The organism is Leptolyngbya sp. CALU 1928 (assembly GCF_056784215.1).
On sequence record NZ_JBXBCE010000001.1, the window covers coordinates 416,007 to 440,784 of the forward strand.

Here is a 24,778-nt window from a genome sequence, read left to right on the forward strand (position 1 = left end):
GTCGGGTCTAGTTCAGCTTTAATTCAGCGATCGCGATCTCAGCCAGCACAATCAGCGTTCGATTTGCAGGTCGTATTCTTGGATGATGATTTCGATGTCGCGAGCGTCTTTGTAAATGAATTCGGCACGGCGATCGCGGGCAAAGTCTAGTTTGTTTCTGCCGGGGGTTGCGGGTTGGCGCTTTCCCTCTGAACGGATCGTCATCCGTTCTGCTGCAATCCCTCGTTTGAGTAAGTAGTTGCGGGTGTTTCTGGCACGGCGTTCGCCCAATGCCAGGTTGTACTCGTAGGTATAGCGGGGATCGGTATGCCCCACAATAGTGACCATCACCACAGGGTTTTCTTGCAGAACTTTGGCAATTTGATCGAGAACTTTTGCGGTAGTAGGACTAATAAAGTCTTTATCTAGAGCAAAGTGAACGTTTCGAGGCACTTTCAGCACAATCGGCGTGGGCACTACAGGCGGCGGTTCCGGGGGCGGCGGTGACAGAGTGACACAGTTTGGGGCAAAAGTGGGTGAAACCGGCAGCGGGGAATCTGTGCTGCTGGCTGAGATTCGGGAAACGCTCCCTAAGGGAACCGCTTGAATCTGAGCCGCATCCGCAGGCTCGGAGGTGCCATAGCGTGGATCGGTGGCGATCGCGCTAATTTTCTCACCTAGTTTCAATCCGCTGAGGGCGGCGGTAAATTCACCTTTGCTGTCGGTTGTGACTTTGGCGATCGGCTCGGTTAAGGACGTTTCGCCGCCCGTGCTGGTGACTCGATAAATTTCAATTTCGGAGCCGGGATCAGCTTTGCCGTCTACTTGGATTAGCCCGGTCTGATCGGGTCCATTGGCACTGGCAAGGGCGATAAAGTTACGGGTGATGAATTGGGGCGAGGCGATCGCGGCATTTCCCGTTTCCAAGCGGCGGAAGAAGTTATTGCGCGGGGGATTTAAGCCATCGCCCACCTGATAATCCAGCACATTAGAGTTTTGCTGAGTAATCAGGTCAATGCTCAGCCCTTCTAAGCCTGTAAAACGATTTCCAGTAATCACTGCCCGTTCGCTCAGGGGCGCTGCCGCCACCACCACGCCGGGACCCGCTTGATAAGCCACTTGGTTATTCGTCACCTGGTGATTATTGCCCATCAGGTACACCGCAGCCCGTCGCAGGCGGCGACCGTTATAGGTAATTTGGTTATCGCGAATTTGCACTGCGCCATCGGGTTTAAACAAATACACGCCACTGCCATCGTTGCCGCAGATCACGTTGCCCGTAATCTGAGCCTGATCTACGTTGCCTTCCAGCCGAATCGCATCGGGCATTCCCGCCACGCCATTCGCTAAGATGGCGTTTTCAGTGACCTGCAAATCCGTGGCTCTCACCGAGGTGATCACCGCACTCCCATCGTGATCGGCAATCCAGTTGCGCCGAATGATCGTGCCCGTGCCGTTGAAAACTGACACGCCAAATGCAGAGCGAACACCCGCAGTCCGCCCAGTTCCATCCGCAGACGGGGGAATACCCAGCCAATTATTTTCGATAATAGTGCCCTTGGGCGGCAAATCATCCGGGTAAAACGGGGCGAAGTTGGCGGGAATTCGCTGTTTGCGAATATCTGGGGGTGGGAGACGATGGGCAATGAAGATGTCGGCAGGTGGCGTTGTAGGGGTATTCTGCGTTCTGAGGGAAGGTTCTTCATGATTGGAAGTGAACCCATAGAGGCTTAAGCCCCGAATGGTTACATCGTCGGCTGCCACGGTTAAACCGCGAAAGATGAATACGCCCTCGGCTGGAGCGATCGCCACAATCGGCGCGGGCAGGGATAGTTCAGTAATCACGGAGCGATCGCCCTTATATTCGGGCTGGGTCGCGCCATCGATCGTTAAGCTCGTTGCAAGGGGCGGCAATTCTTCCGTTAAGCGAATGGTGGTGTCGCCCGTCAGGTTAAACTCAATCCGCGATCGCTCGGTGCTGGGGTTAACCTGCATTTTCTCAGCATCAGTGAGCTTATCAGCCGACAAGGTGCCATTCACAATCGAAATCGCTTCCCGCAGCGTCAGTTCGGAATCTGGCTGAATTCCGTCTTTGGCGCTATTGACAATCACCCGCACGAGTTGGGGATCGGTTTGCGCGAATGCTGGGGTTGCTGCTGCGATCGCTAGAAAAGCTGCCGCGACATAGATGCCCGATCTCATCGGGTACTGTGCCCAATCTCTGGGAACATTGCGCTGCGCCACCAAGCAAGAGACTCGTGGCTGAGTGCTGCTGTGCAAATGATTCACTCCTCTTGTTGTCATTGCGCCACCTCCTCAGCCGATTGGACTGCCACGGGGGCTTGAGTAGAATTGAGTTGACCAGAATTAGGCGATAGCAAGCTGGAAGACGGGGGAGCCGTAGCTGGCTGAGTAGCGATCGGTTTCACTAGTGACTCTTGCTGTTGCGGTGGGGCAACTTTGCGACCGGGCAGACTCACGCCAAACCCGCTCAATAGTTGATCTAGCTTGAGGTTGAGGGTGACATATACGCCATCTTTATTCCGGCTTAGGTCGCGATCGTTCGCCTGTCCAAAGTTGTAGCCCAGCGCGACCCGCAGATTAGGGTTAAGGTAATAGCCCGCTTCCACCGCCAAGCCCACTTCATCAAAGCCGATCACCGACTGGCTAATCCAGCGCACTTCACCTGCGACATCAACCCGATAGCCCAACCGATAGGTAGTCCGAAATTGCCCCAAGGTAATGGCATTGGTGCCTAGTAAATCTCTCGCCAAGAAAGACTTGGTGCTTCGCAGGGCAAACTTGCCGTAAAACTCCCAGCGCCAGTTTGGAGCATAAATCGTTTCTAGTGCGACTAGATGCACGTTAGAACCCGTCCCTGAGCCAAACAAAATCGTGTCCGGCGTGAGGGCAGGGTTTTGCCGATATTCGTAGCGCAGTAGAGCGTTGAATTTATCATCACTCGGATTGCGGTATGCCATCCCTATCTTCAGGTTGACCGTATCCGACAAGCCAGAATCCGTTAGCAATTGGTTCGCAAAATTACCCTGCTGGTAGCGACCTAGCATCGTCAACGAGGGCGATAGCTTTCCGGCGGCTCCTGCCGAAATCACCATCGTGTCATTCCGACCTTCGCCATCACGATATTCAAACCGACCGTTTGCTTTAAAGTTGGGATTGTCAGTATAGTCCAGCCCAGCGCTATAGCTGGTGTAAGCAGAAAGCCCTAAAGAAGACGCGCTTTGCCCAGACGCGATCGGTTGGAGAAACTGCTGCCCAGCGGCGGCGTAGGGAACGACATCGCCAGAAATTCGCTCTAAGCCCAAACTTGCCCGTAAGCCAGGAGCAATCAAAATCCGATGGCTCATCCCCATTGCCGCCTGACTCGACCAGCCATTGATCCCATTGATTAAGGAATAGCGGTTGGTGAAGGTGGTGTCATCGGAGATGCGCTTGTCCGACAAAATATCTAGGCTGGTGAAGGAGTTGTCTCTGAGTTGGGCAGTGCTACCAATAAATTGCTGCGCCAAACGGACGGTAACATCTTTATCGGCTGCCCAGTCTAAGCCGATTGTGGTGCGGTTTGGATACAGCGGATCGGGACTACTGCCCAAGTTGCGTTCATCTTGAACCCGGAAAGTGAGGGCTTTGAGAATGGGATAGTTGAGCCGGGACACAAATTGGTTGGTATCGGCTTCGAGCAATTGAGGGAAAATTCGATCTTGACGCGATCGCCGAACAAAATCTAACCCTAGCTCAATGGGTCCCAGCTTTTGCAGCACTCCTGCCCGAAATGTACTCGTGCTGTTGTCTACCCGACTGCCCGGAATCGGCTCAGTCGTAGGGTTAAATAAATCTCCAAAGCCCGATCGCGTGATTGCCGTAATTCCCCGAATCGCTGGCGCAATCCCAAAGTTAACCTCTCGGTCAAACTGCACCGTTGCTTGAGTCGTGGGGGTAACTTTCGCAGCAAACTCTGCCCCATAGCGAGTTTGCCCAGGCGTAAAGCTTGCCGAGGCGTTGTTGACAAAGCCCGATTCAACCGAGCGATAAAATGCCTTACCGACGACTCCGGGAGTCAAAGTGCCCAGCAGTTCAAACCGATAGGCATAGCCGCCAATGTCGCCTTGAAAAATCGAGTCAAAGTCAGAACGAGCCACTTCTCCAGTCAGTTGGGCATCTTTACCCAGAGATATCAACGCATCCCCGCCATATAACTGGAATCGCTGATCGCCCTGGTTTTCTTGAAGGTAGGTGACCCCTGCCCAAATTTCTTTGCCTAATTCTCGTGACACGTTATATTGGGCGCGTCCAGCATAGAGTTTGCCGCCATCTTCCAGGTCTTCAAACTGATAGGTGGCAACAATCCGACGAACTAGGGTGCGACCAAAGGGATCAAACTCCAAGGCATTGACGACGCGCCGAAAAATGATTGCACCGCGATCGTAATCAATGTCATAATCCGTGCCACGATAGAGCGGTTTGCGCTCGACCACGGTTCCAGGACGGTTGAATTCCTCGGTTTCCAGGAAGATATTTTCGCTGCCTCTCGTCAGCAAGCGACGCGATAAATAGTAGTAGCCGCTGGTGCCGTTGGGGGCGATCGCATCTCGCTGAAACCCGCTGACGTTGTTGGCATACATCCCCGTCAATTGCAAATCGCCCAAATTGTAGTTGAGCTTAAATCCATGCAGTTGGCGAGTAGTGGCGCTGTAAAACTGGGAGGCTCTGGAAAACTCTGAGGTAGTGTAGTCGCCCCACATGGCAAAGTCTGACCCTGCACCGATTGTGGGCGATGTGCGCTCTAGCTTGAAGTAGACACTATCGATCGACGGTGTGAGGTAATCGACGGTGGAATTATCGCCATAAACGGGATAAACCTGATCGCAAAACTGCGGCTCGCGGAATAGCCGGGTTGCGCCAGAACAGTCTTTGTTTAAGGCACGCTGATTGTTGAAGGCACCCGTAAACAGCCACTCGCCAATGCGCCCTTGGGCAAAAGCTGCCGTGCTGAAATCCACCCGATAGCCATCGTTGAGTAGGCTCGGACGCAAATAATCTTCAAAACTGCCGAAGTAATCTAAGCCTCCTTGCCCTAAGCGCAGATTGACCGCACCCGATAAAATAAAGGGGCGGAGGTTGGTAATAAATTCAGCTTGGGTATAGGCTTCTAAGGTTTTATCCGTTGGGTTGGGAGCCAGAAGATAAGGAGGCTTGTTTAGGTCAGGAAAGGGCACAACGGGCTGCTTCGTCTCCGATCGCGTCACCGGTTCTTGGCGATCAACGGCGGCTCGAATCCTCACCATCTGCGCCTCTAACCCCGACTGAAGCCGCGCCTGAAACTTACCCTCCCGCGCCAACACCTGAAACCCAGGGCGATCTTTGTCATAATCTGCTCCGACAAATTTGCCGCTGCCAGCCGTCAGAGTGACTACAGTATCTTGGGCGATCGGTTGTCCCGCTTCATCCAAAATACGTCCTGCGATCGGTAGCACCGATCGCCCATCTGCCGGAATTCTGGACTCCTGCGTCGGCAGGAACTCAATCTTGGCGGAGGTTTCCTTAACGGTCACCGTGATGCTAACGGGGGCGAAATCTTTGACTTGTGCCGTGATAATGTTCTCTCCAGACATCAGCGGTACTCGATACCAAACCTGAGTCACCTGATTTGTGGTCGGGTTTTCTTGAGTCTGGGTCGGAGTAGCGGGATCAAGCAGCTGCTGATTAACGGTGATTTGAACTTTTGCGCCAGCGGGATACTGCACCACTAGGTCTGTAAACTTGGCTCCACTGACTAAATTAGCGGGGCTGAGAATTTGAATGGGCGCTGGGGATGGGGCGACTTCTGGCGTTTGGGCTTGAGTCTGCTTGACTTCAGCCGATTTGACTTCAGCCGATTTTAATAGTGTTGCTGCGGGTGCTGGCTTAAGGTCGGCTGTTTTGATGGGTGCAGGTCTTTCTGCTTCTGTCCGAGCCGCTTCGATTGGCTGACTAGCTTCCAGATTGGCACCCTTCACAGGCGACTTCATTGGCTCAGCAGCATGGGCTACCACGATGCCGATCGCACCCAAAAGGTTTGTTAAGAGATTCAGTCCGAATAAGGCAATTGAGTCAATTCGCATTATCGCTGTCCCTCCCTAAAGGTTGGCGTTACCGCAAAATTCATCCGCACCATCCCTCCCGGCGATAACTTAACTAGGCGAGAGGGGCTGTTTGCCTCAATCCGATAGAGATTTGGAGCGAGTGTATACCCCGGCAAACTGGTTAAATCTAATGTGCCTGAGCGATAACCCGCGATCGCAAAGGGCAACGAAAACAAGCCATTTGGATCGGTCGTTACCCGATTGCCGTCATCCATAAAAATCACCGCATTGGGAATTCCCGGCTCTCCAGACTGCTGTTCTCCGTCGAAGTTTTTGTCTACAAATACGCGACCGACTACCGTGCCACAATCTGACAAAATGCCAGGACGAATCCGTAGTTGAGCGCTAGCCTCATTGCTTCGCACCTCTCCACCCCCCACATTTTTAGCGGCAGCGACCACCACATTTCGCCCCGATCCCCGAATGGCATCCGGTGAAAGCAGCGACGCATAGACAATCACCAAAGTCTGTTGAGGCTGGAGGACTGGGTAAGTAAACGTAATTGTTTGACCGTTCGTGGTGACGCTGGACAACGTAACCGGTGTTTCTGGGCTACCCGCAGTGCTGATCGCTGCTTTTGCAGAGTTATTCAAAAATTTAAACCCCAAAGGCAGGGTATCGGTCACTACAACATTCGTGACGGGGTTGCTACCAGAATTTTTGACCAGCAGCCGATAGGATACCGTGTCTCCCGGTTCTGCCGCACCGCGATCGGCAACCTTAATAATTTCCAGCCGTTCGCTCAGCAGCGGCACGGTGACTGTATTGGAGCGAACCGTGCGGAACGGTCCTCCCGGTGTATTTTGAAAACCTGCCGTTGCAGTGTTAGGAATCAGACTAGTTTGTGCGTAAGCAGCAAATCCTTGGTAGTTGAGACCACCTGCAAACACCGCAAAGAAAAGCGATCGCAGGCATCTAGCCCCCAATGGTGATGGTGGAGTAGTCATCCAAAAGCTCGGACCTTATTACAAATGTCTACAGTGTGTGGAGGAGAACTTTGGAGGCAGAACCAGGGGTCCAACAACTCGTGTTAAAGCAATGAATCTCAGATTAGATGAGTGGACAAATTGTTGCAATCAAGCGTTTGACACATACTCTACTGCAATACAAATACTGCAATACAAAGAAAGTGATCATCTAATAAAAAATGAATCCGTATTCATACGTATTTAGTGCAGGAATGCTCATCCGTTAGAAGTTACCGCTTCAGTAACACTTAAGTCAACCCCATCAGAGAAAAAATAGACTAGGTTAGTTCACTGCCGCCGCTCAACTCATTAAAAGCGATCGCGTTAAGTAGGCGAGATCGCAGACTTTAACGTCCGACAAAAATCGCCAATATCCTGCAAGCCTTTCTCAGGGGAAGATTCCGCTAACCGTTTCACAAAAGCGCTCCCAACAATTACCCCATCTGCGCCCCAGTCCATCGCTTGGCGTGCATGTTCCGGTTGGGAAATGCCAAACCCAACTCCAATCGGCTTATCCGTGACACTACGTAACTCTAGGATCATATCTTTGACACGAGATTCCATCTGGGCACGCATCCCGGTTACCCCCGTTGTGCTGACCAAATAGATAAACCCTTGAGACTGCTGAGCGATCGCCAATAGCCGTTCTTTGGGCGTGGTTGGAGCCACCAGCAATGTCAACTCAATCCCATGAACTGCGGCAGGCTTCAACAAAATCTCTGCTTCTTCCAGCGGCAAATCGGGTACCACTAGCCCTTTTACGCCCGCCGTAGCGATTTGTTGCAAGAACGAGTCGATCCCCCGATTCAAAATCGGATTGTAGTAGGTAAACAAAATGATGGGCGATCGCAACTGAGGACTCACCTGCTGCACCACCTCCAGCACTTGCTCAAACCGAGTGCCTCGCTGAAGCGCTCTAGTTGCTGCCGCTTGAATCACCGGACCGTCTGCCAATGGATCGGAATAGGGCACCCCTAACTCAATTAAATCAGCACCGCTTTCATCTAGGCGCTTTAGTGCTTTCGCAGTCACTTCTAAACTAGGATCACCCGCCGTCACAAATGGAATCAGAGCGCAGCGGGCGTGGCTCCGAAGCTGCTCAAAGCATTGAGATACAGAAGTCATGTTCAATTCAGCCAATCATCAATCAAGCCCATTATTCATCATTCTTTCACTGAATTGGCTTGGAAGCAGATTTCTTCTCCTGTTCAATTTCGGCTTGCAGCGTTGCCAACTCTTCTGGAGTAAGCTCGTCTAGTCGCTTTTGCAAAACAGCATTTTCATAATCACGTCGCTGCTGATGGTAAGTCATAGAACCCGTGACAGCACGTAACACATAGGTTGCAAGCCAACCGACTAATCCACCAAATAGCAAAACCTGAGTCCAAATACCTGCATTCGTTGCCTCCAAACCGACAACTTGGAATGCGATATAAATTAAACCCGTTGCGACACAAACTCCTAAGCCAATGCCCAAAACATCAATCCGTCGCATTTAGCCCTCAACCGGACGGCGTTTAGGACGAAAGTTTAGAAAAGGCGCTAGGAGTAACATGCCAGGAAAAAAGAAGAACACCAGAAAGTACATAAATGCCCGTTCAAACGAACTTGCCACATACCAACGAGCTTGCAGATAAAAATATAGAGCGCCTGGAATCACCACTAGAAATGCCCCAGCGATCGCCAAATAAAGCAGTGCAACAACCATAAGTTCAAAGGGAGTAGCTTCAAAAAAAATATTTAGACTGAAATAGATTCAACTTTAAATCAAGTCATAACTTTTTCAGAATGGCATCATTCTACCTCTTGCAGCCTGTAAGACAAGTGATTCACGCATTGAAAAATTCACGTAAAAGGATTGAGCGATCGCATACGTGCGAACGGGCAGTCCACGAAAACTTTTTTTAACCATTGCATAACCCCCTAATTAATGGTGGAATAGTACGGGGTTAGTTTTTAACTAGCTCTTTAGCCATGGGGGCATGGCGGAATGGTAGACGCTACGGACTTAGAAAACTGAGCCTTACTGGAGTAACTCAGTAAGTGACGGCTCTCAAATTCAGGGAAACCTGCGTTTTGAGTGATGCACTGAGCGCCCAATACTAGAGAAATATCTAATCTCAGTATTTAAGCTTTTGTATCACTTAAGATATGGCAATCCTGAGCCAAGCCAAAAAAGTTGCAGATTGTAAAAACAGATTTTTTGACTGGTGTCAATTAAAAAATCTGAGATTTATCTGAAATTCTTGCGGAAGGTGCAGAGACTCGACGGGAGCTACCCTAGCGCTTTTACAAGCAGATTGCCTGTGTAAGGCGTGGGTAAAGGGAGAGTCCAATTCTCAAAACTCATCAGCAACAGTTGAGCAGCAGTGAAAACTGCGAGAGGATGAAAATCCGTTGATCGCAAGATCGTGAGGGTTCAAGTCCCTCTGCCCCCATTCAATAAACTGAGCACGATTACATATGCTTTTGCTGCGCTGTAGTGATAGCGGGTACTCATTCGTGGATTTTTTGTTCTGCCCGGATCGCTAAAAAATTGGGTTGTGTTTTCCGGACGAGATAGCTTGAGCAATGAATAAATTAGCCTAACCTAAAAAGGTGAGACATTTTGGGCTTCCCTCGCGTATGATTACTGACATGTCTAAATTTATGGAATGAACTAGCGCTTGCTTAAACGATTAGCGTGTTAGCTTCCATGAATTTAAACGTTTTGATATGGGTGCATTGCAAGCATTGATTTCCTTATTGGTGAGATAAATTAACTGACAGACTCAGCAGCATTAAATCTTGAGGCAACACTTTAATCGACCGATGTGAATCGATCGTTACATAGAATGAACGTCACTATTGAGTATTCTCAAGTAGTGTCATTTATGGTTTCGATTGCTACTTGCTAGAGTGTGACGATCTGCTCAAATCTCATCACTCACCTTTAATTGGTAAAACCTTCATGCAAAAACTACCCGCCTAAAATAACTTAATTGTATCTATCGAAAGCAGTTTGCTTGATCCGTGGTGGAGATCAGGTGGCTTGCAGATCACTTTAAACAGCGATCGCTTTTAATAAAGCTAGCTTTAGCACCAGTGAAAGCGAATAGTTAAAGAATTGCATACTTACAAAAGCTACGTTTAAGCATTTTGAGTATTTATGACGATTGGGGAGTCAAAAGATATCCAGAGGAATGAACAGCCCTACCGATCAAGGCAGGGGGTAAATATTCAGCAGTCTCAAGAAACGATCTACGCCTTTTTGCTAGAGATTGTTAAGAAGTGGCCTCCTGAAGAAGTTCTGCTGGAGTTCAAGCGGCTGTTTATTTACCATGTTGACTCCATCAGTTCAGGTGCAATACAAGCAGTTTATGATATTGTTTTTTCCAATAATCAAGAAGATTTTAGAAACACTCTTAAGCGATCTTGTTACATTCTAATTAATAATTGGGATGCTAGTAGAAATTACAAACCTATCCGAGAACTGATTCAATTATTTTGTGATCCATCTTTTAATCGCCATACTGCCTCTCCAACCTTAAAGCGACTAAGATTTTGGATTAATGAATTTGTCACAAGTCAAGATTTTGAAGAACTAAAACTTTTTACATCTCGGTATGAAGATCAAGGCAAAGGTCCTTGGGCTTCTCGCTACACCTCTTACTTATTAGTTCCACAATATATCGATCTCAAAAATCCGATTGAGCAACGCGAGGCGGCAAGAGCGCTCTCTAAACAGTTGAAGGATCGGTTTAAGTTTGATTTGGCAATGTTTATTGCGCGATCGCAAACTCGCCCAACCGATGGCAATTCTTCCCTCAAGAACCCAACGGCACTTGGGGATGAGGCACTACGACTGATCAAAATGATCGTGGCAAGAAGAGGGCAGTTTAGCCATGTTAATATAGCCAACATTTTTCTTAACCAAACTGAGCAGCTAACATTTAGAGAGTTTAAATATAGCTTGCAAAAATATCTTACCTTTGCTGTAGATAATAAAAATTTTGCAGAAACAATCACAGTTAAGCTAAGTGAAAAACTAGAAAGTCTTTATTCTAGACATGACGAAGAAACGGTTTCAACCGCATTAATCTTAAGAACCTGTAATCGGATCATTGATATTTTGACAACCGATAACCAGGCTGAGCCATCTTCACTTTTTATTCAGCTCCTCTCCCAAGGAAATCCAGTTACGTTAGTCATTATTTTTCTAAAAATTATTCTAATTTGCAAACACTCGAGAACACACTTAGAATCTCGAATTGCGGAGTTGATTCGTCACTATCAAGAATATCCTGAAGTGGATTGTGAATGGGTTGTGAGCTTTTTAGAAGTTTTCAATGTTACGTTTGCAATTTATGCTGAAAATGTTCAGTACAACTTAATTAAAATGCAGGATAAGGAAAAGGAAACCGTTAAAACTCATGAACATACTTTTGATCCAGATACTTATCGAATCTTTTCCCAATTAAAGCATATTGACAAAAGAGAACTTTTCTCTGGGGCGCTCCCTATGGAAGAATTAAATCTGGAAGACGAAACGATTGATTGATGACCCGACTAATGACCCCGTTGTTGATCTAACCAAGCCAACCCTGACCCCATTGCTTCAGAGGTTACGCTAACTAATCGATATAGGGCGACACTGCCTAAAAGTAATCCTGCTGAAAAATCTCGACCCAGCAGCGCGATCGCGGTTGCTTCAAACACTCCCACTCCACCGGGCGCACCGGGAACCAAAAATCCGACTAACCAAGATAGGCTAAATCCACTGAGCAATAGTGGAATTTGTTCTGCTGTAAAGGGCGCGATCGCCCAAAAAGTCGCCAAAAATCCCGCACCTCTCAATAAGAGAAAGCTTAATCCTCCTGCCAATGGCAGCACTGGATAATGCGTTAGCTTGACTAGCGATGATTTTTCTGAAGAACCTACCGCTGATTGCTTGAGGGTGCCCACATACCCCATGACTGGATTAAGAATTCGGGGATGAATTGCGAGTAGGACACCCACTAAGCCGAGCCATTGCAGCAACAGAGCCATAGACCCGTAGCGATCAACAATAGTTTTGCTTGCTAGTAACGCCACTAGCAAGGCAGACGCAGCCATCAGCAAGGGTTCTAGCAGCACTGATACGGTGGCAGCCTCTAAAGACGCACCTGCTTGAGTGGCAGCGTTAACCCGACCGTAATAGTGCCAGACATTACCGGGAAGATATTTTGCAATATTGGTCTGAAGGTATGCTTGAATCATTTGTCCGCTGTCTACGGGTTGTTGAAAATCACGGCGGAGCGTTTGGCTCCAAATCCAGCCCGCGCAAATGTGAGCCGATAATGTGATTCCTAGGGCGATCGCTAAACACGCCCATCCCGCAGCATCCAAGCGAAATGACGTAACACTCTGCCAGTTTTGCTTTAAGACACTCGCCAAGAAAAATACACTGGCACCCAAAATAACCCAGCGTAGGAGCGGTTTAAGCTGAGACAAAGCAGATTTCATATATAAACCAATGAAATAAGCACGCTAGAGTCCTAACGCGCTTGGATAAAATAATTTACTTTAGTTCGATCAAACCCTAGCCAGAAAGCGTCCTCTACCTTAAATGAGTTTTAGCGCTCTAAATCCAAGGTAAAGCCCCATTGCCACTGCAAAAGCACCACCTAAAATTGCAACGTAGGAAATTACAGCAGTCATTTTAAACTTATCTCCACTTTCATCAAACACAGTTCACCTAGACAAACTATACAAAAGAATTGACCCCGGTAGTGCAGTAGAATCAGCGCACAGACGTTTTTCGTTACCCCGTCATTAATTCATGGTGTCAAAGCAGTCGGTTATTTCAGTTCCCCTGCCGCAGTGCGCTTACGAGATTGTGATTGCGCCCAATGGGTTGAGCCAGCTTGGTTCGCGGCTACAATCTTTGCAGGTTGGGCAAAAAGTATTGTTGGTGTCTAATCCTGCAATTTTTCGGGGCTATGGCGAATCGGCGATCGCGTCCCTATCTGCTGCCGGGTTTTCGGTCGCAACCTGCCTGTTGCCTGCCGGAGAACGGTATAAAACCCCGGCGACGCTTCAAAAAATCTATGATGCAGCCCTAGACCATCGGGTGGAGCGCTCTTCTACCTTTGTCGCCCTCGGCGGCGGCGTGATTGGCGATATGACGGGTTTTGCGGCGGCAACCTGGCTGCGGGGAGTGTCGGTGGTGCAGGTGCCCACGTCGCTACTGGCAATGGTGGATGCGGCGATCGGGGGCAAAACTGGGGTTAATCATCCCCAGGGCAAGAATTTGATTGGCGCTTTTCATCAGCCCCGCCTTGTGCTGATTGATCCTGAAGTGCTAAAAACCTTGCCGCCTAGAGAGTTTCGAGCTGGGATGGCAGAAGTGATTAAGTATGGGGTCATTTGGGACGCAGATTTGTTTGATTCGTTGGAACAAACGCCGCGATTGGATCGGCTAGCTGCTCTGGGTGAAGACCGATTGCAGGAGATTTTAACGCGATCGTGTGAGGCAAAGGCGCATGTGGTTAGCAAGGATGAAAAAGAAGCTGGGCTGCGGGCAATTTTGAACTATGGACACACGATTGGTCATGCGGTGGAAAGCCTCACGGGTTATCGAGTGATCAATCATGGGGAAGGAGTCGCGATCGGGATGGTGGCAGCCGCCGAAATTGCCAGCAGGCTGAATTTATGGGAGTCAACGGCAACCGAGCGACAGACGACCTTAATCCAAAAAGCTGGGTTGCCGACCCAGTTGCCCACAAATATAGAGATTGAAGCGATTGTGCAGGCACTACAAACGGATAAAAAGGTGAAAGCGGGGCAAGTGCGTTTTGTATTGCCGACGCAAATTGGAGCTGCGATTGTGACTGATCAAGTCTCAACCGACGTGATTCGAGCCGTCCTTAAACAGATGTTAGTGGCTTAGTCGTTCAATCGATGCCGATAGGGTTACTGATAAAAGTTGCTCAAAAATCCACCCCTCAAAAATGCGCCTTAGTGAGTTTGGCAAAGTTTTCAATATTTACGCCGATCGCACCTAGGAATTATCAACTTTGTAGCCTAAGTCCGCAAGATCACTGCGGGAATATCGCCATTTAGGTTGCACTTTAACGAATAACTCAAGATAAACTTTACCCGCAATCATTTTTTGAATTTGTTGGCGGGCAGCGGTGCCAATTTCTTTGAGCATACTGCCACCTTTGCCAATCAAAATTCCTTTTTGGGAAGGGCGCTCCACATGAATAGTTGCTAAAACACGAGTGAGTGTCGGTTCTTCATCGACTCGATCAATTGCGATCGCGGTAGAGTGGGGCACTTCTTCGCGAGTCAGCCTGAGAACTTGTTCTCGAATCAGTTCGCCCATAATGAACCGCTCTGGTTGATCGGTGACGAGATCCGGCGGATAGTAGTAAGGCCCTACTTCAAGGCGCTGAATCAGTTGTTCTAATAATGCGGTCGCACCTTCTCCTGTGACCGCAGAAAAAAGCGTGATCGCCCAGCCATATTCAGCCGCCAGATGGGTGTAGCTCGCCACAATTGCCTCCGCATTTGAATCCTGCTGATCAATTTTGTTAATGCCTAAAATTACCGGAATAGGACAATGCTTGACCAGTTCGGCAATGAAGCGATCGCCCTTGCCCACTTCGACAGAGCCATCTACAACAAAGAGCAATAAGTCAACAGAATGCATGGCAATCTGTGCGTTTTTGACTAAAACTTCTCCCAGTTGATGCTGGGGTTTATGAATTCCGGGCGTATCCACAAAAATAAGCTGAGCGGTTGGAGTAGTCAAAATGCCACGGAGTCGATTACGGGTTGTTTGGGCGATCGGGGAGGTAATTGCAATTTTTTGTCCCACTAGCTGGTTCATTAAGGTAGACTTGCCGACATTGGGGCGACCAACAATACCCACAAATCCAGATTTAAATCCGAGGGGAGCTTTGGGAATTAACCCTGTTTCCATCAATCTGCTTTCGGTCAAATTATTGTTAAAACTCTCGTCTTCAGGTGTCATGGTGTTTGTAATTACAAATGATGATGGAATTGATGCGCCTGGAATTCGATCGCTGCTTAATGCAGTTCATCAACTGAATTTAGAGGCGATCGTGGTTGCTCCACAGTCTCAATTTTCAGGCTGTGGTCATCAGGTTACAACAACCAAGCCAATTCTAGTAGAGCAGCGTTCTGAATATGAGTATGCGATCGCGGGCACCCCGGTAGACTGTATTCGTATTGCTCTCGGCCATCTTTGCCCACACGCTGAAGGCGTACTGTCTGGCATTAATGCTGGCGGCAATTTGGGAACGGATGTTTATATCTCTGGCACAGTAGCCGCTGTTCGAGAAGCTGCCATGCATCGGATTCCTAGCATTGCCCTATCCAATTATCGGCAGGGAGACTGTGACATTGATTGGGCGATCGCAACAAGCCGAAGCATCCCAGTTCTTGATAAGTTGCTGTCTGAACCGATAGAACCAGGAACTTACTGGAACGTAAACTTACCCCAATATTTTGCTCAATCCCCAGAACCTAAGCTGATAGTCTGCGATCCTTGCACTCAGCCTCTGCCCAATATGTTCCGAGTAGAAAATAACCACTTTTTCTATAGTGGTGAGTCTATAGTGGTGAGTATAGAAACCGTGCCTATGATGCGGGGAGAGATGTGGAGATCTGTTTTTCAGGGCAGATTGCCGTAACTCAACTCTCGCTTTAAAAGTGGATTCAAAGTCCACCTTTTTGCTTAAAAACTATTCTTAGGGCGCTTGATTATTAAAGAATAGATTTTGTTTAGATAATCAACCTACTAAAAATTTGTATTACGTTTTGTGAAAAACAAGCAAGAGATCAGCGTAGCTTAATGCATGATACAGAGCCGATTTGACGGATTGAGTAGAATCACTTAAGCTTTTTTTAGGTGTTCTTTGTGTGCAGTCAAAAAGCGTTAGGCGTTAAAAGCATTGGTTTTTAGGGCATATTGACATAAAAATTCAAGGGAATTGCTGTTTTTATAGAAAAACGGGTCAGGGAATACTATGCTTTCGATTCAGGAGATTGTTAAAGAGGCATTTACGACAGGTCTACTAACAGTAGAAGCAGAGGAGCAACTGCGACAGCTTTTAAGAACAAAATATGATGCGAAAGACTTCAAAGCATTTATGTTGCTTCAACATGCTGTTGTGTCTGGCTCTATTCGTCAAGTATCGCGTGAACCAGTTATAAACCGACCGTCCTTAGCGATCGCGTCTTAGTAAAATAATTACAGCCCCTGCAAAAATATTGCGAAAAGGGGGAGCTTATCTGCGGATAACCTCCCCCTTTTTTGAAACTGAGGCGTAAATGAACTAAGACGCGACCGCTGCTGCAACTTTTCTGGTGGGTTCCTTGCTCACCTTACGAGTAACTGGCGCATCTGTAGTTTGCATCAGGAACACAAGCAAAGGAGCGCTTTGCATTTCGCGCCTGAGCATTTTCACGAGTTCTCGCTCAATTTGAGTTTTTACTCCAACCCAATCAATGCTGTTGGCAACATCAGCATGGGAGGGTGCCAGTTCTTTCCAGTAGTTTCGGAGAACGATCGAGATCGTTTCACGAGTTTTATCTTGAAAGCGCGATCGCTCAACGGAAGTGACCACCCCTCGGAAATGCACTTCTGGCTGAGCCACTAATTCGCCTTGGTTGTTAATGGTAGCGGCAATCGTAACAATGCCTTCCCCAGCAAGCCGCTGACGTTCTTTCAGCACTTGAGCGTTCACTACACCAGAGCGAGAGGAATCAACCAATTCAATCCCAGAAGGCACTTTACCAGCAACCCGGATAGAATTTTCAGTTAGTTCAACCACATCCCCATTGTCAATGATGATCATATTTTCTGCTGGCACTCCGACACTTTGAGCCGTTTGGGAGTGTTTGACCAACATTCGATGTTCGCCATGAACCGGCAGGAAAAATTTAGGTCTGGTTAAGCCCAGCATCAATTTTTGGTCTTCTTGACAACCATGCCCAGACACATGAATTCCATGTTCTTTGCCATAGATCACCTTAGCGCCCAACATCATCAGCTTATCAATGGTGTTTACGACTGCGATCGTGTTTCCAGGAATGGGATTAGCAGAAAAGACAACTGTATCGCCGGAACGCACCTTAATTTGGCGATGATCACCATTGGCAATCCGTGTCATTGCCGAAAGCGGTTCGCCCTGAGAGCCTGTAGTCAAAATCAGCACATTTTCGTCGGGCACTTTTTGAATCAGGTGCAACGGTTGCAACAGATCATCTTCACACTTGACGTAGCCTAGATTTCGAGCATGAGCAATCACGTTTAGCATGGAGCGCCCTAGGATGCCTACCACTCTGCCATGTTTTTTAGCCAGATCCAAGATCATGTTAATCCGATGAACTGAGGAGGCAAAGGTGGTGACTAATATCCGTCCCTGAGCTTGCCCAAAGACGCGATCGAGGTTGGGATAAACTGCGCGCTCCGAAGGCGTAAAACCAGGAAGTTCGGAATTAGTGGAGTCGCTAATTAAACATTGAACGCCCTGTTCGCCATAGTCAGCTAACCGCTGAAAGTCGAAAAACTCGCCATCTACAGGTGTATGGTCAACTTTGAAGTCACCGGTGTGAATCACGACTCCAACAGGAGTCCGAATGGCAACGGTGAAGCTATCCGCCATGGAGTGTGTGTTGCGGATAAATTCTACAAAGAAAGCAGAGCCAAGCCGGACAATATCTCGTGGACCCACGGTGCGAAGTTCAGTGCGATCGCTGACTCCAGCCTCTTCAAGCTTGTCTTGCAGCAGCGCCATTGCCAGCCGAGGACCATAAATCACTGGAATATCAAACTGCTTTAGATGAAAAGCGATGCCGCCAATGTGGTCTTCGTGCCCGTGGGTGACGATCATGCCTTTAATTTTGTGGCGATTTTCCCGGAGATAAGTCATGTCGGGGAGAACGATGTTCACTCCGTGCATCCCGTCAGTTGGAAAAGCCAGACCTGCATCTAACAGAATAATTTCATCGTTAAATTCAAACACACAAGTGTTTTTGCCAATCTCGTGGAGACCACCGAGCGGAATAATTTTGAGAGCGGTTGCAGAATTTGTTTGGGTCATTTGCATCATTTAGATAGAAAGATTTTGAGTTAAAGAGAATTCAGAGTTCACTGAAAGAGGTTCGATTGAATGAAGTCTTGGGGAAAGCAGTCGCTTGTTGAAGCTGAGTTGAATAGATGAAATATGAGCGGATTTGAAGAAGTAGACAGGGTTTGAGAGTGTCCATCTTCATGTTTCTACAGTGTTAAGCAGACGTTATTCAGTTGTAGAAAGCTTAAATAATCTAGAACTAGAGAAGCGCTAATTCTGCCAGAACTGATTTTAAGGTTTGAATGACCTCAGGAGGCGCATTGGTGAGCGGAGAGCGGGTAGAGCCAACCTGCCAGCCTTGAATTTGCAGTGCTGCTTTCACTGGAATTGGGTTAGTGGTCAAAAACAACGCCTTAAATAAAGGGAATAGAGCAAGGTGAGTGTGAATCGCTGCTTGAATATTACCGTCAGAAAAGGCTTGAATCATCGATTGAATCTTTGTTCCGACAAGATGACTTGCAACGCTGATAACTCCATACCCTCCAATTGCCAGCAGAGGCAAGGTCAGGGAGTCATCTCCAGCGTAAATAGCAAAATCATCAGGAGTAGAGCGGCGGATTTGGCTGACTTGATCAAGGTTACCGCTTGCTTCCTTGATTGCTACCACATTAGCAATTTCTGAAAGCTGAATAACTGTTTCAGGCAAAAGGTTTTGTCCTGTTCTTCCTGGAATGTTGTACAGCACCATGGGCAGATCGGGAATTGCTTCTGCGATCGCCTTAAAGTGATTATACATCCCGGCTTGGGGCGGCTTGTTGTAGTAGGGAACAACCTGCAACGAACCATCTAACCCTAGTTTAGCTGCTTTTTGAGTAGCTTCGATGGCTTCCTGAGTAGAATTTGATCCGGTGCCTGCAATTACTTTCGCTTTTCCTGCCACAGCCTGCTGAACGACCCGAAATAATTCATATTCTTCGCTCCAAGTCAAAGTGGGCGATTCACCCGTGGTTCCACACACGACTAAAGCATCACTGCCATTGTTGACTAGGTAGTCAGCTAATTTTTCTGCGATCGCGTAATCTACAGCGCCATCCTCATTAAAGGGCGTGACCATCGCAGTTAAGACTCGTCCAAAATTCTCCACACTGTATCGATCTATAAAAGGTTATTACAAGTCACTACTGCTCATTTTAAGCAGGTTACTCCATACTGCGAATTAAGTCACTGCCACCATAGGCTTAAGTAGCTGTTTTTGCACAAGCAACTCGGCAATTTGAACAGCATTCAGCGCTGCCCCTTTACGAATCTGGTCGCCACACAGCCAAAGCTCCAAACCACAGGGATGAGAAATATCTTGGCGAATTCGACCCACCAGCACATCATCCTTCCCACTCGCGTCTATCGGCATTGGAAAATAGTTCGCTGACCAATCATCTACCAAGCGGACTCCAGCAGAATGACTCAGAATGTCTTTTGCCTGAGCCACGCTAAAAGGCTGCTCAAACTCTAGGTTAATCGCTTCTGAGTGCGCGCGCATTACGGGAACCCGTATACAGGTTGGAGTGATTTGCAAATCGGCAACTCCAAAAATTTTGCGCGTCTCGTTCACCATCTTCATCTCTTCCTCACAATAGCCCTGCTCGTTCAAGGGAGAGTTATGCGGAAAAAGATTAAACGCTAAGGGGTAAGGAAATATTTCAGCCACTGGCTCCTGCCCGTTGAGAATTGCCTGCGCCTGAGTCTTCATTTCTTCCATTGCTCTTGTGCCTGCGCCACTAGCAGATTGATAAGTGGCGGCAACAATCCGTTGAATGGGTTGAACTAAATGCAACGGATAAATTGCGACTGCCATCAAAATAGTGGTGCAGTTAGGGTTCGCAATAATTCCCTGGTGGTGGGCGGCGGCTTGAGGGTTAACTTCAGGGATAATCAGCGGCACGGTGGCATCCATCCGAAAAGCGCTGGAGTTATCTACGACCACGGCTCCCGCCGCGATCGCTTTCGGTGCCCAAGCTTTAGAGATAGATGCGCCTGCCGAAGCTAGCACTAAATCAATGCCATCAAAAGAGCGATCGTCAACTGCCTCAACCGTTAGTAGTTCGCCTCGAAATTGCAGTGTTTGCCCTGCCGATCGTGAAGAAGCCAATAGCTTTAAATTGGAAACCGGAAAGTGACGCTCTTCCAACAGCGTCATCAATTCAGTGCCAACGGCTCCTGTTGCGCCTAATATGGCAACTCGATAAGATTCAACCAAATTACATATCCTCCAATAGATTGGCTCGGTTAATCAGTAACTCTTCTGAAAAATAAAATTGCCTAAAAATCACTATTAGCGTAAATCAACTGATAGCGTTGCCTAACGCTTTCCTAACAAAACTGTTTTTTTAACGATCTTTTTTTAACGGTGCTCAAGATTTTAGCGGATTCTTGACTAGATTAATGACAAGATTGGCTGCGTAATGCTGCATATTTTAGGCTGTCACCTCGTAACTATGTATGTTTATCTCCCTTCGTCAAAGTGGAAGGATGAGCCTAAGACTCTAGCTTCATGGTAGTTTGCGGGTGTGAATTTGGATTCCATCGATAAGGCATCACCCATAGGCAATCAGAATCCGTTAATATATCTAATTGCAGCACTGCAAACTATTTAACTTGCTATTAGTTGAGCAATCTTTATAGAGCGAAAGCAAAAGCTAAAACTAGCCATTTTTCTAGCGTTATTATGCAATTTAGAAAATTCAGGTAAAACTAGACTCTAGTTTTTTGAGGAATGCCTTTTGAAAAGCTGCTCTCATTTCTCCAGTTTAACTCTCACGCTAAAATCACCGCAATCTCTTTAGAAATCAATGAAAGTCATCCAGGAAAAGCTTCCCGCCAGCCAGATCGGTTTGCAAATCGAAATTCCCTCCGAAGTATCTAAGAAAGCCTACGAACGAGTAGTGAAAGAGTTCACACGGTCAGCTAATGTTCCTGGATTTCGCAAAGGCAAAGTTCCCCGCCAAGTCTTGATTCAACAAATCGGCTCAAGTCGGCTCAAAGCTGCTGCGGTTGAAGAGATCGTGGAAGACAGTATTAAAGAGGCGGTTAAGCAAGAAAACATTGAGGCGTTAGGCAATTTCCAATTGCGATCGTCTTTTGAAGAGTTGGTCAGTCAATTTGACCCAACCCAACCCCTAACCTTTTCTGCGTCGGTTGATGTGCAGCCGAGTGTTGTGTTGAAGCAGCACTCAGGTTTGCAGGTTCAAGCAGAAGAAATAAAACCCGATCCTAAAAAGGTTGAGGTTGCATTGCAACAATATCGTGAACAAATGGCGACCTTGGTTCCGGTTGAGGGGCGTGCGGCTCAACTGACAGATGTGACTGTAATAGATTTCAAGGGCGTGTTACGCAGCGACAATCCAGAGCAAGAACCCGAACCGGTTCCGGGTGGAGAGGCTCAAGGGTTTCAGCTTGAACTTGCAGAAGGTCAGTTTATCCCAGGATTTATCGATGGCATTGTAGGTATGAATTCTGGTGAGACGAAGGATGTATCGGCAACCTTCCCTGAAGCCTATCCTCAGCCCGATGTGGCTGGGCGGGAAGCCATTTTTACGATCACCTTGAAGGAGCTAAAGGAAAAAGAATTTCCTGAGCTAGACGATGAATTTGCTCAAGATGCCAGTGATGGCGAGTTTGAAACTCTCGCAGACCTACAAGCATCTTTAGAAACTAAGTTTAATCAAGAAGCTGAAGACAAGACAAAATCTAATAAAGAACAAGCGGTCTTGGATGAACTGCTGAATCATGTCGAAGTGGATATTCCAGAGACATTGATTGAGCGTGAAGTGACGTTCATGATTAACCAGACTGCAATGCAACTCCAAAATCAAGGGATTGATGTTCGCCAACTCTTCACCCAAGATATGGTTGAGCGCCTGCGCGAAAACTCTCGACCTGATGCAACTCAGCGGATCAAGCGTACCCTAGCGATGGGCGAAGTCGCAAAACAAGAGTCTATTCAAGTTCAACCGGATGAACTAGCTACCAAGGTTGCTGAGCTTTTGAAAGAGTTGGAAGATCAAAAATATGATCAGCCGATTGACCAAGCGCGGCTACAAGATGTGGTTTCAGAAGATTTACTCAAAGAAAAAATTGTGGATTGGCTGATTGAGCATTCTACATTCGAGCTTGTTCCAGAAGGCACGTTGACTAAGGAAGAAGACGTGGAGGAACTAGCGGAGGATGGTGAAGCTACTGAAATATCTCCAGAAAGTTCAGCGGAAACCATTGCTGCAAGAGACTTTGTGGAAGAAGCTGAACCTACAACCCAATCTATAGCTGATTCCAAGGTGGAAGTAGACGCGATCGCTGATGTTGATGAGCCAGTCGTCCCTGAAGTGGTTGAAAAAGCACGTAAGACCACTAAGAAGTCTAAAGCAGGCTCAGAAGACTAACCTTTCTTCGGCTTTCACAAGTCTTTAATGAGTTGAGGCATAATGTTGAAGAAGGCTTGTGCAATCGTGCGATCGCAAATGCCCAATCTAAATTTGAATAACTTCAGGCAAAACGCTGGCTATGCTTACATCCAACGCTGCTAACTATTTAGTAACCAGTTTTAATTCTTTGGAGGTTTCCTCTCTAACTCCCAATAACGTTGTTCCAATGGTGGTCGAACAATCAGGACGAGGAGAGCGCGCCTTTGATATTTATTCGCGGCTTCTAAGAGAGCGGATAATCTTCTTGGGCACTCCTGTGGATGATACGGTCGCTGATTCTATCGTGGCTCAAATGCTTTTTTTGGAAGCGGAAGATCCTGAAAAAGACATTCAGTTTTACATCAACTCTCCAGGCGGTTCTGTTACGGCTGGCATGGCGATTTATGACACAATGCAGCAAGTTCGCTGTGATGTTGCTACAATTTGCTTCGGGTTGGCTGCAAGCATGGGAGCTTTCTTACTGACAGCAGGTGCCTTTGGTAAACGGATGTCGCTTCCCAGTTCTCGGATTATGATTCATCAACCCCTTGGCGGTGCCCAAGGGCAAGCAGTAGACATTGAGATTCAGGCTAAAGAAATTCTTTATCATAAGCGGAAGCTGAATGAGCTACTGTCTTATCACACAAAGCAGCCATTTGAAAAATTAGAAGCAGATACCGAAAGAGATTTTTTCATGTCTGCCGAGGAAGCAAAGAACTACGGTCTGATTGATCAGGTTATAGTTCGACAAAATCTTCCAAAACCCGGAGAAGCGGTTGCTGCGGTATAGGTTAAGAGGAACATATGTCTAAGTACGACTCTCATTTGAAATGTTCTTTTTGTGGCAAATCTCAGGAACAGGTTCGCAAACTGATTGCCGGACCAGGGGTTTACATTTGTGACGAATGTGTAGACTTGTGCAACGAGATTTTGGATGAAGAGTTGTTTGACTCTAGTGCAACGGCTCCTCAACCTGTTCCACGCCGCGAAGCCTCTCCTGAAAAGCGAAAGTCGCGATCGTCCAACATTTCCTTGGGTCAGCTTCCAAAACCACGAGAAATCAAAGGGTACTTGGACGATCATGTGATTGGTCAAGACGACGCAAAGAAGGTGCTTTCAGTAGCAGTCTATAACCACTACAAGCGGTTAAGTTTTTTGCAGGCTAAAGGGAATGGAAAGGTTTCGCCTGAAGATTCCATCGAATTACAGAAGTCCAATATTTTACTCATTGGACCTACTGGGTGCGGCAAGACCCTGCTTGCTCAGACTTTAGCCGAGATTTTGGAAGTTCCTTTTGCTGTGGCAGATGCGACTACCTTGACTGAGGCAGGTTACGTTGGTGAAGATGTGGAAAATATCTTACTGCGTTTGCTGCAAGTAGCAGATTTGGATGTGGAAGAAGCCCAGCGTGGCATCATCTATATTGATGAGATCGATAAGATTGCCCGAAAAAGCGAAAATCCTTCGATTACGCGGGATGTTTCGGGAGAGGGCGTTCAGCAAGCTTTGCTTAAGATGCTCGAAGGGACGGTGGCAAATGTTCCGCCGCAGGGTGGACGCAAGCATCCGTATCAGGACTGCATCCAGATTGACACCAGCAATATTTTGTTTATTTGCGGTGGTGCCTTTGTTGGGTTGGATAAGGCAATCGAACAACGCATTGGCAGAAAGTCTATTGGTTTTATTCAGCCTGGAGACACCCAATCGAAAGACAAGCGCACGGCGGATATGTTGAAGCATCTTGAACCGGATGATCTTGTGAAGTTTGGGATGATTCCAGAGTTCATCGGGCGCATTCCAGTAATGGCAGTGGTCGATCCCCTAGATGAAGATACATTAACCGCTATTCTAACTGAGCCACGCAACGCTTTAGTGAAGCAATACCAAAAGCTACTGAAGATGGACAATGTCATTCTTGAGTTTAAGCAGGATGCGATTCGGGCGATCGCTCAAGAAGGATATCGCCGCAAAACAGGGGCACGGGCACTTCGGAGCATTGTTGAAGAGTTAATGCTAGATGTAATGTACGAGTTGCCTTCTCGAAAGGATGTTACCTGTTGTACTATTACTCGCGATATGGTAGAAAAACGCTCTACTGCTGAGTTACTACTCCATCCGTCATCTTTGCCAAAGCCAGAATCTGCTTAGTAAGTTCAGTTTACTGCTTA

At 47.5% G+C, this 24,778-nt stretch carries 19 protein-coding genes; 7 read left to right on the forward strand and 12 right to left on the reverse strand.

Annotated features, from left to right (window positions below; all coding sequences use genetic code 11):
• Positions 1-51: 51 nt before the first annotated feature.
• From AC1S5B_RS01920 to ndhL, 6 genes are all read right to left on the reverse strand, one after another.
• On the reverse strand, positions 52-2,283 hold the full coding sequence (locus AC1S5B_RS01920) for an OmpA family protein (protein WP_482034033.1): 2,232 nt from the start codon (positions 2,281-2,283) through the stop codon (positions 52-54).
• Positions 2,280-6,101: a hypothetical protein gene (locus tag AC1S5B_RS01925; RefSeq protein WP_482034034.1), complete on the reverse strand. Its 3,822-nt coding sequence runs from the start codon at positions 6,099-6,101 to the stop codon at positions 2,280-2,282. The genes AC1S5B_RS01920 and AC1S5B_RS01925 overlap by 4 nt, the downstream gene beginning before the upstream one ends.
• Positions 6,101-7,069 (reverse strand): NEW3 domain-containing protein, encoded by a 969-nt coding sequence (locus AC1S5B_RS01930; RefSeq protein WP_482034035.1) that lies wholly within the window; start codon positions 7,067-7,069, stop codon positions 6,101-6,103. Before AC1S5B_RS01930 ends, AC1S5B_RS01925 begins: the two co-directional genes overlap by 1 nt.
• Positions 7,070-7,414: 345 nt before the next feature.
• The gene (gene trpA / locus AC1S5B_RS01935) at positions 7,415-8,215 is read right to left on the reverse strand and encodes a tryptophan synthase subunit alpha (RefSeq protein WP_482034036.1); all 801 of its coding nucleotides are present in this window, start codon (positions 8,213-8,215) and stop codon (positions 7,415-7,417) included.
• A gap of 46 nt (positions 8,216-8,261) precedes the next feature.
• Positions 8,262-8,585: a DUF3007 family protein gene (locus AC1S5B_RS01940; protein WP_482034037.1), complete on the reverse strand. Its 324-nt coding sequence runs from the start codon at positions 8,583-8,585 to the stop codon at positions 8,262-8,264.
• A complete protein-coding gene (gene ndhL / locus AC1S5B_RS01945) occupies positions 8,586-8,846 on the reverse strand; it encodes an NAD(P)H-quinone oxidoreductase subunit L (RefSeq protein ID WP_482036591.1) in 261 nt (86 codons plus the stop codon).
• A gap of 1,392 nt (positions 8,847-10,238) precedes the next feature.
• On the opposite strand from ndhL, the gene AC1S5B_RS01950 reads away from it, so the two are divergent.
• The gene (locus AC1S5B_RS01950) at positions 10,239-11,630 is read left to right on the forward strand and encodes a hypothetical protein (protein WP_482034038.1); all 1,392 of its coding nucleotides are present in this window, start codon (positions 10,239-10,241) and stop codon (positions 11,628-11,630) included.
• An 8-nt stretch (positions 11,631-11,638) separates the two neighbouring features.
• Here AC1S5B_RS01950 and AC1S5B_RS01955 read toward each other — a convergent pair whose 3' ends face one another.
• Positions 11,639-12,574 carry a UPF0104 family protein gene (locus AC1S5B_RS01955; RefSeq protein WP_482034039.1) on the reverse strand — a complete coding sequence of 312 codons (936 nt, stop codon included), beginning with the start codon at positions 12,572-12,574 and terminating at the stop codon, positions 11,639-11,641.
• Between the two features lie 99 nt (positions 12,575-12,673).
• Positions 12,674-12,799, reverse strand: coding sequence for a cytochrome b6-f complex subunit PetL (gene petL / locus AC1S5B_RS01960; protein ID WP_482034040.1), 126 nt, complete (start codon positions 12,797-12,799; stop codon positions 12,674-12,676).
• 91 nt (positions 12,800-12,890) lie between these two features.
• Here petL and aroB point away from each other — a divergent pair, with 91 nt between their 5' ends.
• Complete coding sequence (gene aroB / locus AC1S5B_RS01965) at positions 12,891-14,000, forward strand: 3-dehydroquinate synthase (protein WP_482034041.1); 1,110 nt, start codon at positions 12,891-12,893, stop codon at positions 13,998-14,000.
• Between the two features lie 111 nt (positions 14,001-14,111).
• On the opposite strand, the gene era is transcribed toward aroB, so the two are convergent.
• A complete protein-coding gene (gene era, locus AC1S5B_RS01970; protein ID WP_482034042.1) occupies positions 14,112-15,089 on the reverse strand; it encodes a GTPase Era in 978 nt (325 codons plus the stop codon).
• On the opposite strand from era, the gene surE reads away from it, so the two are divergent.
• Both surE and AC1S5B_RS01980 read left to right on the forward strand, forming a co-directional pair.
• Positions 15,088-15,771 carry a 5'/3'-nucleotidase SurE gene (gene surE, locus AC1S5B_RS01975; RefSeq protein ID WP_482034043.1) on the forward strand — a complete coding sequence of 228 codons (684 nt, stop codon included), beginning with the start codon at positions 15,088-15,090 and terminating at the stop codon, positions 15,769-15,771. The genes era and surE overlap by 2 nt on opposite strands.
• Before the next feature lie 336 nt (positions 15,772-16,107).
• Complete coding sequence (locus AC1S5B_RS01980) at positions 16,108-16,323, forward strand: hypothetical protein (RefSeq protein ID WP_482034044.1); 216 nt, start codon at positions 16,108-16,110, stop codon at positions 16,321-16,323.
• 93 nt (positions 16,324-16,416) lie between these two features.
• On the opposite strand, the gene AC1S5B_RS01985 is transcribed toward AC1S5B_RS01980, so the two are convergent.
• From AC1S5B_RS01985 to AC1S5B_RS01995, 3 genes are all read right to left on the reverse strand, one after another.
• Entirely contained in the window at positions 16,417-18,186 is a 1,770-nt protein-coding gene (locus AC1S5B_RS01985; RefSeq protein WP_482034045.1) for a ribonuclease J, read from the reverse strand.
• 229 nt (positions 18,187-18,415) lie between these two features.
• Complete coding sequence (gene dapA, locus AC1S5B_RS01990; protein WP_482034046.1) at positions 18,416-19,300, reverse strand: 4-hydroxy-tetrahydrodipicolinate synthase; 885 nt, start codon at positions 19,298-19,300, stop codon at positions 18,416-18,418.
• A gap of 72 nt (positions 19,301-19,372) precedes the next feature.
• On the reverse strand, positions 19,373-20,410 hold the full coding sequence (locus AC1S5B_RS01995; RefSeq protein WP_482034047.1) for an aspartate-semialdehyde dehydrogenase: 1,038 nt from the start codon (positions 20,408-20,410) through the stop codon (positions 19,373-19,375).
• Positions 20,411-21,002: 592 nt separating this feature from the next.
• Here AC1S5B_RS01995 and tig point away from each other — a divergent pair.
• The 3 genes from tig to clpX all read left to right on the forward strand — a co-directional run bounded on the left by tig (position 21,003) and on the right by clpX (position 24,758).
• Positions 21,003-22,589, forward strand: a complete 1,587-nt coding sequence (gene tig, locus AC1S5B_RS02000) for a trigger factor (RefSeq protein ID WP_482034048.1) — start codon at positions 21,003-21,005, stop codon at positions 22,587-22,589.
• A gap of 121 nt (positions 22,590-22,710) precedes the next feature.
• Positions 22,711-23,400 carry an ATP-dependent Clp endopeptidase proteolytic subunit ClpP gene (clpP, locus tag AC1S5B_RS02005; protein ID WP_482034049.1) on the forward strand — a complete coding sequence of 230 codons (690 nt, stop codon included), beginning with the start codon at positions 22,711-22,713 and terminating at the stop codon, positions 23,398-23,400.
• 14 nt (positions 23,401-23,414) lie between these two features.
• Positions 23,415-24,758, forward strand: coding sequence for an ATP-dependent protease ATP-binding subunit ClpX (gene clpX / locus AC1S5B_RS02010; RefSeq protein WP_482034050.1), 1,344 nt, complete (start codon positions 23,415-23,417; stop codon positions 24,756-24,758).
• Positions 24,759-24,778 lie beyond the last annotated feature (20 nt).